Origin of the sequence: Pararhizobium antarcticum, from assembly GCF_001885585.1 — a bacterium.
Lineage (GTDB): Bacteria > Pseudomonadota > Alphaproteobacteria > Rhizobiales > Rhizobiaceae > Pararhizobium > Pararhizobium antarcticum.
On record NZ_LSRP01000001.1, the window covers coordinates 291,906 to 301,160 of the forward strand.

Here is a 9,255-nt window from a genome sequence, read left to right on the forward strand (position 1 = left end):
AGCCCTGGTCAGGTTAGCGCCGTCTTCCGGGCTTACCTATCCTCTCCCGCGGGGGAGAGGATCAAAGTCGTGCGAGCCACCACCGATCGTCAGTGGGCACAGCGAGATGCGGTGGGGAAGCCGTCAGGCATACCGCGCGGCGTACCAGGCCTTGAACAGCGAAAACTGATTTTCGAGATGGCGTTGCTGCGAGGCGCTGAGCCTGTCGGTCTCGTTGAAGTGCAGTGTGTACTCCGTGTCGCCGTTCAGAACCATCAGATGTTTGTAGTGCAGCACGAGGTCCGGGCCTTCATCATAGGTGGAGAGCACGGTCAGCGCCTCCTCGAGTTCCAGCGCTTCGCGACGGGCCGCAGCATCGCCCTTGGCTGCCTTCTCGCAGAGCGATACCAGGTGCAGCACTTCCTTCGGCAGGGCATTGCCGATGCCGGTGATGGCGCCGCCGGCACCGCAATTGACAAAGCCGTGATAGACGCCGGTGTCAACGCCGATCATCAGGGTCAAACTGTCATCGCCGGAGGTGATGTTCTCAGCCGCATAGGTCATATCTTGCTTGCCGCCGAATTCCTTGAAGCCGACAAGGTTGGAAAAGCGCGCGCGCAGATCGAAGAAAAGCTCGGCGCGGGTGGCAAAGCCATAATAGGGGCTGTTGTAGATGACCGCCGGCAGGTCCTTTGCGGCTGCAAGAACGGCCGAGAAATGGTCACGCTGGGCAGCGACCGACGTGCCGCGCGACAGCACGCGCGGGATCACCATCAGGCCCTTGGCGCCGACTTTGGCGGCATGCGCCGCGTGGCTGGCGGCCGATTTCGTGTTGATCGCCCCGGTGCCGACAATCACAGGCACGCCGGCTTCCGCCAGCCGGCGCACGCCTTCCTGCCGTTCCGCGTCGGTCAGCAGCGGCCAGTCGCCCATGGAGCCGCAATAGACGACGGCGGACATGCCGGCAGCGATCAGCGCCTGGCCTTTGCGGACAAGCAAATCGAAATTCGGTGTGCGATCCGGATTGCAGGGGGTCATAAGCGCTGGGATACAGCCGCTGAACACATTCGCCGTCATGGTAATCTCCTGGCTTGCGGGCAGAGCATGCCCCACTCAATGGGTCTGATATATCAGAGCCAAAATGACCTGTCCAGACCGTCCGGGATCAACCGGCAGAAATCCCATAGGTCATGGAATGACCTGGATATAGTCCTGCAATTTGATGAAATTTGGAAACTTTAGGGCAGAGCTTCCTCAAAGCCGGGCATCCAAAATGCGCCGGGCAACCGGCACGGCGGAACGCTTCGCGCACGATATTCTGCGGATAGAACCACAGGCTCATCGCCGAGGGGTCGCGGCGACAAGTCCTTTTCCCTGGTACTGACCAGAGATCTGGTGGACCATGCGGCCCGGTTCAGCGTGCCACAGTCAGAGCCATCGATGCCGCTCCAGGCGTCAGAAGGCGACCTTGAAATTGCCGGTTATCGAGGAGGTGCTGGACGAAGGCGCCAGCGTCCCGCGGTAACCCAGACCGCCCGTCACCCTGTCACTGAACGAATAGTCGGCGCCGAGGTCGATGCGCAGCGCATTGCGCGCAAGACCGGCCCCGTCGATCCGGAAGGGCGCACCACCAGCAAATGCCACATTGGCTATGCCTTGCGCATTGCCATGAAGATGCTGCCAGCCCAGCATGGCGCGCGTCGAGAGCTTGCCGGCACCGACGTCGAATTCGGTCAAAACACGCAGACCCGTCACCGTCAGCCCGAGATTGCGATCCGCCACCGTTCCGGACAGTGCCGCCGCGCCACCCGTTTCTGCAAAGCGGCTGTCGCTGATCGCCATGTAACTGCCGGAGACAAACGGGTTGAGTTCAAAGCGGTCGACGACGGCCGTATAGCCAATTTCGCCGAAGACCTGCGCAGTCCGCGTCTGGTAGGAGCCCGTCAGCGTATCGCTGAACCCGCCAAAATCCGGGGAGCGGGCCGTGTTCAAATTCGACCAGCTGTGCGAAGCGCCGACACTGAGATCGAATGCGCTGATCGACGTCGAGCCATAGGCAACGATATCATAATGGTTGCCACTCAGGCTTGCATTGTCATCATCGACATCGCCATTGCTGTGACCGGTACCGGCAGCCAACCCGATGCGGCTTTCCTCACCGGCGCCCATATCCAATCCGAACAGGATATTGGTGGTATCCCAATCGAATGTTTCCGTCTGGCCACCGTCGGCCGATCCAAAACCACCATAGGCGGACGACCAGAATGTTGCGCGCTCATCAAGCCCCTCGGCCAGCCGTGCGCCGTGCACGCGCTCTGCGACGGTATCCTGCAAGGCTGCCGAGCGGGCAACCTGCAGCGCCGTGGCGCTGGCATGGATCTCGCCCGACAATTGTCCGAGTGCCTTCGACAGGTCGCCGGCATCCGTTGTGTAGAGGCTTGAAAAGAGACGGTCGGAGCGAACCCCGGCCGTCGGCCGGATGGCATCCAGCGCCGCCCCTGTTGCATCCTGATTGTTCGTCGTTTCCAACCCATTGGCGGCAAGGTCGCCATAGGCTTCCGGCGTAACGGCCACCGACACGCCCGACGCGTCGTAGACGGCATCAAACCGCGTTGCCCGGGCCAGGCCACCAGTGCCGGCGTGAACAAGGCTGTCGAAGCTGCCTGTCAGTTCTGCACTCGCCCGGATGATATTAAAACGCGTCCCGAGCGACGCGACATAGGTGTTCGTGGCGTCACCGGTGATGCCGCGCGTTTTGGCCACCAATGTGCCGTTGACCTCGATCCTGCCGGTTTTCCCGGTGGTCACGAGGCGCGCATAGTTGCCCGCGCCGGTGCCGGTTCCTGTGCCGTCAATGTCGAATTCAGAGACCGCCAAACCACTCAACAGAACCGGGCCGGCAACCGTCAAAGTCCCCGGCGAGTTTCCGGGCGCAAGACGCCCGTCGACCGCAAGCGGCGCATTGATCGTGCCGGTGCCGCGCAACGTGCCGTCCGTGCCGACATAGACCAGCGAGGACAGCGTGCCATCGACCGACAAACCACCGGAATAGACGACGGTTCCGCCGAGATACGTGTTGTCGCCCGCCATCGTCAGCATGCCATCGCCGATCTTCGTCAGCGAGCCATCGCCATCGATGTCATTTCCGAACGTGGCGTCATAGCCTTTCGTATCGATACCGACATCACTCACGAAAGTGCCGTAGCCTTGCACGGCCTTGCCGGCATTGACCATGCCCCAGCCAAACTCCGAAGGGTCGCCCATCGACGTCGCCGTCGTCAGCAAGGTCTGCTGCAAATCCTGGGCGGTGAAGAACGGAAAGGCCTCCTTGACCAGGGCCGCGATGCCGGAGACGACAGGCGTCGCCATCGACGTGCCATCCTCGGGCATATAGTTGGGGTCGAATATCGAGCCTTCGCCGAGCGGCATTGTGGAGTAAACCTCCACACCTGGAGCGACCAGGCACCAATCGGCCGCGATGCCGCAGCGATTGCTGAAACTGGCAAGCTCGCCGTCGGAATCAACCGCGCCGACCGTGATCCAGTTATCGCGCAGCTCCGGAATCCAGTAGGGCATGCCGCCCAATGCGTCGGGGGCCGGCTGGCTCTCGTTTCCCGTCGCAAAGACCATCAGCACATCCTTCTCGGCCGTGTATTTCATGGCCGCGATCGTGTCCGGGAAATTCTCCTCGAAGTAACCCGCATCATAGTCGGTGACGTTGCAGGGAGGCGCATCGCCCTCTGTGCAGTTGTTGATACCGAGGCTGTTGTTGACGATCGACACGCCCTGGTCGGCGAGAAAGCGCCAGGACGTCGCGAAATTGGCGTCGGGATCCCCGGTGTTCTGATCGAAGACAACCGGCATGACCTTGGCATCGAAGGCAACGCCATGCATGCCTTCGCCATCCCGGTTGGCGGCAATGATGCCGGAGACATGGGTGCCGTGCGTATCTGTATCGAAGCTGCCCTCGCCGACGATCGGGTGGTTTCCGGTGAAATCATAGCCGTCCAGCACGCGCCCGGTAAACTCCGGATGACGCGTGTCCAGCCCGCTGTCCAGCACGCCGACGGACACGCCTTTTCCGGTAAAACCAAGCGCATATGCTTCGGCCGCATTCACGGCGCCCAGTTGCCAGCCGGCGCGATACTCGGGCGTTTCCCAGTCGGACAGGCTCTGCGCCAAGAGCGTGGTTGGCGAAAGCGCGGCAAAACCGAACGCAATCACCGTGCTCGAGTATAAAAACGCCCGCTTGCCCAACATCTTGCACTCCTCACAACTGGAAAATCCTCGTCAGGCATTTAGCTGAAGGAAACATATTCGTGATGAGCATAAAATGTCATCTTTGGTATAGCCGTCCCATCTTTATAAGACGCTCATGAAGCAGGAGGAAAATAGCGATGGATGCCGAGGAACCGCTCCTGCTCAGCCAGAATTTCGATTCCTCGAGCATGAATGCAAAGGACGCATTTCGCGGATGGCAGCAGGCGGTCGCACCGGTGTTCGACGTCGCCCCTGTGGATGCCAATGGCGAGTTCAAAGCCGCCTACACCACTTACCATCTCGGTGACATTCTCGTCGGGGTCGGCAGCTTCGATGCCACGGCCTTTACGAGAAGCCTGCAGAAAGCCGCATCGGACGGCATCAACCATGTGTTGGTCCAGGTCTACACCACGGGCGGATATACCGGAACGCTGGATGATCGGCCGATCACCGTCCGGCGTGGTGATCTTGTCACGCTCGACATGGCCCGGGAAACCAGGACAATATCCGTCGCATCGACGAACATCACCGTCATGATCCCCCGCGACGTGTTGAAGGTCCGCGAAGTCCCGCATGGCCATATGTCTCAAGGCCCGAGGGGGTCCGTGCTCGGTGCCCTGATGGTCGATCATCTTCTGGCCCTGCGCGAGCGCTTGCCCACCATGCCGCGTTCGGTCGGTGCAGCGGTCGGCAATGCCACACTGGCCATGTACCACGCAGCCCTGGAACCGATGGACGAGATGCGTGACAGCGCGCCGCTGCCCTTCCGTGAAGCGCAATTCCAGCGCGCGCGGCGCATGATCGAAAGCCGGCTCGGCGATAGCACGCTCGATGCCGAGGCCCTTGCGAACGCCTTGGGCCTTTCGCGATCGACGCTGTATCGCCTGTTCGAACCCTATCGCGGCGTCGCCAGCTTCATGCTCGACCGTCGCCTTGCCCATGTCCGAAAAGCCCTGTGCGATCCCAGCGATACCCGCAACATCGGCGTCATCGCGGCCGATTACGGATTTGGCGATCCGTCGCACTTCAGCCGCGCCTTTCGGCGGCGGTTCGGGATGACCCCGGTCCAGTTGCGAAAATATGGCAGCAGCGCCCCATCCGGCGCCGATGTCAGTGCCGGTTTCGACCTGCGGCCGTGGGTCAAAGACCTCTGCTGATTTGACCTGACGAGATAAGACGCCGAACAGCAAACTGTCGCGGAAGGTCCTGCTTCGCTGCTGAATCCCACCGGTCGATGGAGAGGTGCAGATTCAGGCCTCGGCGTCGACAGGTCTGTAACCATGCCGCGAAAAGAAGCGGTCGAGCTCGCGCTGCTGCGGTATCTGGCCGGTGTAGATCGCGATATATTCGGGGATACGTTTCATGCGCGTCGAGATGTCTTCGTTCGATTGCATCGAGATATAGCCGATCTGCACCAGGTAGGTTGTGCGCGCACGAACGTCTGCGGCTGGCTCGGCATAGCCAAATCGCATGAACATTTTCCCGATCGCGTCCAGTCGCACCTGATCGGCACGATGAACCTCCTCGAGGATTTCGGGCGACTGCAGCGCCCAGCTGCGAATTGCGAATTCGAACCGCGCATCAAAGAGATCGTCGTTCAGCCAGCAATCAAAGACGTTGAGCATCGCCTCGGCGAGCGATTCCGCATAGGCTTCCGACTGCTTGACGATGTTGCCGGTGTTCTTCTCTCGCCAGCGGGTGAGCAAAGCCGCCATCAAGGCTTCCCGATCCCTGAAAAACCAGTAGAAGCTGGTCCGCGACAGATTGAGGCTTTTTGCCAGGGGCAGGATTTTGACGGAATCCACGCCGGATTCGAGCAAGAGGTCATAGGCCGCCGCAAGCCAGGCCTCCTGGGAACCCCGCCCGCCACTGTCCGTCATTGCCTGTTCCATGATGGTTTCTACCAAATCGACGGTGTGGGATCAAGGAACATTGTACAGCTATGTCGCTAGAAAAAACGCTGATGTTTTATTTCTTGACACAAGTGTACATAGCCCCCTAGCCTTGGTTCGAATGCCTCTAACCGGAGCCCGGCGCATGTCGAACGATCCCCTCCTGCAGCCCTACAAGCTGAAGCACCTGACACTTCGCAATCGCATCATGGTGACGTCGCACGAACCGGCCTATCCGGAAGACGGCATGCCGAAGGAGCGCTACCGGGCCTACACCGTGGAGCGGGCAAGGGGCGGCGTGGCCTTGACCATGACGGCCGGCTCGGCGGCAGTATCGAAGGACAGTCCGCCGGTCTTCAACAACCTGCTCGCCTATAAGGACGAGATCGTGCCCTGGCTCCGGGAGATGACCGACGCCGTCCATGAGCAGGGGGCGGCGATCATGATCCAGCTCACCCATCTTGGCCGTCGCACCCGCTGGGACAAGGGCGACTGGCTGCCGGTCGTGGCTCCGTCCCACCATCGCGAGGCGGCCCATCGTGCGTTTCCGAAGAAACTGGAAGACTGGGATATCGCGCGCATCATCAGGGACTTTGCCGATGCGGCCGAACGGATGAAAGCCGGCGGCATGGACGGCATCGAGCTCGAGGCCTATGGCCACCTCATCGATCAGTTCACGTCGCCCCTGACCAACGAGCTGGAGGGTCCCTATGGCGGATCCCTCGACAACCGCATGCGCTTCTGTTTTGACGTCTTCCGGGCGATGCGGGAACGGGTCGGGGACGACTTCATTCTCGGCGTTCGCTACACCGCCGACGAATGTCTTCCCGGCGGCACCGGCAAGGCCGACGGCATCGAGATTTCCAGGCGTCTGCGCGACAGCGGCCTGATCGACTACCTGAATGTCATCCGCGGCCATATCGATACCGATCCCGGCCTCACCGATGTCATTCCGATCCAGGGCATGGCAAACGCGCCGCATCTCGATTTCGCCGGCGAAATCCGCGCCGCCACCAATTTCCCGACCTTTCACGCGGCGAAGATCCCGGACGTGGCGACGGCCCGGCATGCGATTGCGACGGGCAAGGTCGACATGGTCGGCATGACCCGCGCCCACATGACCGACCCGCACATCGTCCGAAAGATCATTGAAAAGCGCGAAGACGATATCCGCCCCTGCGTCGGTGCCAATTACTGTCTCGACCGGATCTACCAGGGCAACATGGCCTTTTGCATTCACAATGCAGCCACCGGCCGCGAGCAGACCATGCCGCACAGCATCCCGAAGGCCGATATCCGCAAGAAGGTGGTGATCGTCGGCGCCGGACCGGCCGGCCTGGAAGCAGCACGCGTATCGGCCGAGCGTGGCCATGCCGTCGTGGTATTCGAAGCGGCCAGCAAGCCGGGAGGCCAGATCCGCCTCACCGCCCAAAGCGAGCGGCGGCGCGAGATGATCAGCATCATCGACTGGCGCATGAGCCAGTGCGAGAAGCGTGGCGTCACCTTCCATTTCAACAGCTGGGCCGACAGCGCCATGATCGCCTCGGAAAAGCCGGATGTCGTGATCATTGCAACGGGCGGGCTGCCGCATACAGACGTCCTGTCCGAAGGCAACGCGCTCGTCGTATCCTCTTGGGACATCATCTCCGGCGACGTCAAGCCGGGCACGAACGTGCTTGTCTTCGACGATGCCGGCGACCATGCCGGTCTTCAGGCGGCGGAGTTCCTGGCAAGATCGGGCGCGAAGGTCGAGATCATGACGCCGGACCGCGCCTTCGCGCCTGAGGTCATGGCAATGAACCTTGTTCCCTACATGCGCTCGCTTCAAAAGCTCGACGTCACCTTCACCGTCACCTACAGGCTGGAATCAGCGGCAAAGAGCGGCAACCAGATCGTCGCCCAGGTTGGCAGCGATTATGGCGGCGTTTCGCGGCAGCGGACAGTCGACCAGATCGTCATCAATCATGGAACCATCCCGCTGGATGACCTCTATTTCGAGCTGAAGCCGGGATCCAGCAATCTGGGTGAAGTCTCCTACGACGCGCTGCTGTCAGGCACGCAGCAAACCATCGCGCGCAACCCGGCAGGCAGCTACCAGTTGTTCCGCATCGGTGATGCCGTTGCGGCCCGCAATACCCATGCCGCAATTTACGACGCCTTGCGTTTGGCCAAGGACATTTGACAATCGCTGCGTTTGGGATCAGCAAGCCAGCGCCCCCGATCATGTCGGAACAGGATAGGATCGGGAGCGCGCACCGAACTCTTGACCATGAAAAGACTATTGCCCCTCGCCAGAGGGGCGTGTCGCAAGTGGACAGCGCGAGCATGGGCTGTCCGCCGCCTGAGAGGTCTAAGCACGCCGAGGCTGTTCAATGATCCACCGGTAGGCCCCGGCGGTCGTCCTGCAGCGACCTCAGCTTCGAGCGCTCATCTTCGATGTAAGCGCGCACGTTCGCCACGGGCATGGGTCGGCTGAAATAGTAGCCCTGCACATATCTGCCCCCTGCCGCCTGCACCGTTTTAAGCTGTGTTTCGTTTTCGACGCCCTCAATCAGGCAATCGACACCAAGATTTCGGCACAGATCAACAATGGCGTGGATGATATTCTGGCTTACTGTTCCCTCCTCCGATGAGGTGAGAAAGGAACGATCGAGTTTTATCTTATCCAGAGGGAATCGTTGGATATAGCCAAAGCTCGAATACCCCGATCCGAAATCATCGAGTGCGATGCGACATCCCATCGCCGAGAGCGTCTCAAGCCCCCTGCGGGCACCCTCGAAATTCTTCATCATCGCCGTTTCGGTGATCTCGAATTCCAGCCTGTTGGGATCAATCCCGCTCTCTCGCACCAGCTTGCAAACGCCGGTCATGGACTGCTCCGACACGAGGTCGCGGGCCGAAAGATTGAACGCCACGCGCAGGTCCGCCGGGAGACCTTTCATGGCATCGAGCGTTTTGCGAAAGAGGATATCGGTGATCGCCTCAATCATTCCGCATTGAGAGCGGCGGTGCAAAAGTCGGCCACGGTAGCGGCGGAATAATCCAGCTGCGGGCGGAGTAAAATCCGGCCACCTATTTCCTTTCTGCAAATGACAGCAGGATGGACAGGGGATCTACACCGTGG

General features: G+C 60.8%; 6 protein-coding genes. 2 read left to right on the forward strand and 4 right to left on the reverse strand.

Features of this window, described 5'->3' with window-relative positions; all coding sequences use genetic code 11:
- Nucleotides 1-123: 123 nt before the first annotated feature.
- Together AX760_RS01280 and AX760_RS01285 are read right to left on the reverse strand one after the other, a co-directional pair.
- A complete protein-coding gene (locus AX760_RS01280; RefSeq protein WP_071831009.1) occupies nucleotides 124-1,056 on the reverse strand; it encodes a dihydrodipicolinate synthase family protein in 933 nt (310 codons plus the stop codon).
- Between the two features lie 378 nt (nucleotides 1,057-1,434).
- Nucleotides 1,435-4,239, reverse strand: a complete 2,805-nt coding sequence (locus AX760_RS01285) for an autotransporter serine protease (protein ID WP_071831010.1) — start codon at nucleotides 4,237-4,239, stop codon at nucleotides 1,435-1,437.
- 137 nt (nucleotides 4,240-4,376) lie between these two features.
- Here AX760_RS01285 and AX760_RS01290 point away from each other — a divergent pair, with 137 nt between their 5' ends.
- The gene (locus AX760_RS01290; protein WP_071831011.1) at nucleotides 4,377-5,396 is read left to right on the forward strand and encodes a helix-turn-helix domain-containing protein; all 1,020 of its coding nucleotides are present in this window, start codon (nucleotides 4,377-4,379) and stop codon (nucleotides 5,394-5,396) included.
- 93 nt (nucleotides 5,397-5,489) lie between these two features.
- On the opposite strand, the gene AX760_RS01295 is transcribed toward AX760_RS01290, so the two are convergent.
- Nucleotides 5,490-6,131: a TetR/AcrR family transcriptional regulator gene (locus AX760_RS01295; protein WP_071831012.1), complete on the reverse strand. Its 642-nt coding sequence runs from the start codon at nucleotides 6,129-6,131 to the stop codon at nucleotides 5,490-5,492.
- Nucleotides 6,132-6,276: 145 nt separating this feature from the next.
- Here AX760_RS01295 and AX760_RS01300 point away from each other — a divergent pair, with 145 nt between their 5' ends.
- Nucleotides 6,277-8,313, forward strand: coding sequence for an NADH:flavin oxidoreductase (locus AX760_RS01300; protein ID WP_071831013.1), 2,037 nt, complete (start codon nucleotides 6,277-6,279; stop codon nucleotides 8,311-8,313).
- Nucleotides 8,314-8,500: 187 nt separating this feature from the next.
- Here AX760_RS01300 and AX760_RS01305 read toward each other — a convergent pair whose 3' ends face one another.
- Nucleotides 8,501-9,121 carry an EAL domain-containing protein gene (locus AX760_RS01305; RefSeq protein WP_071831014.1) on the reverse strand — a complete coding sequence of 207 codons (621 nt, stop codon included), beginning with the start codon at nucleotides 9,119-9,121 and terminating at the stop codon, nucleotides 8,501-8,503.
- Nucleotides 9,122-9,255: the final 134 nt, after the last annotated feature.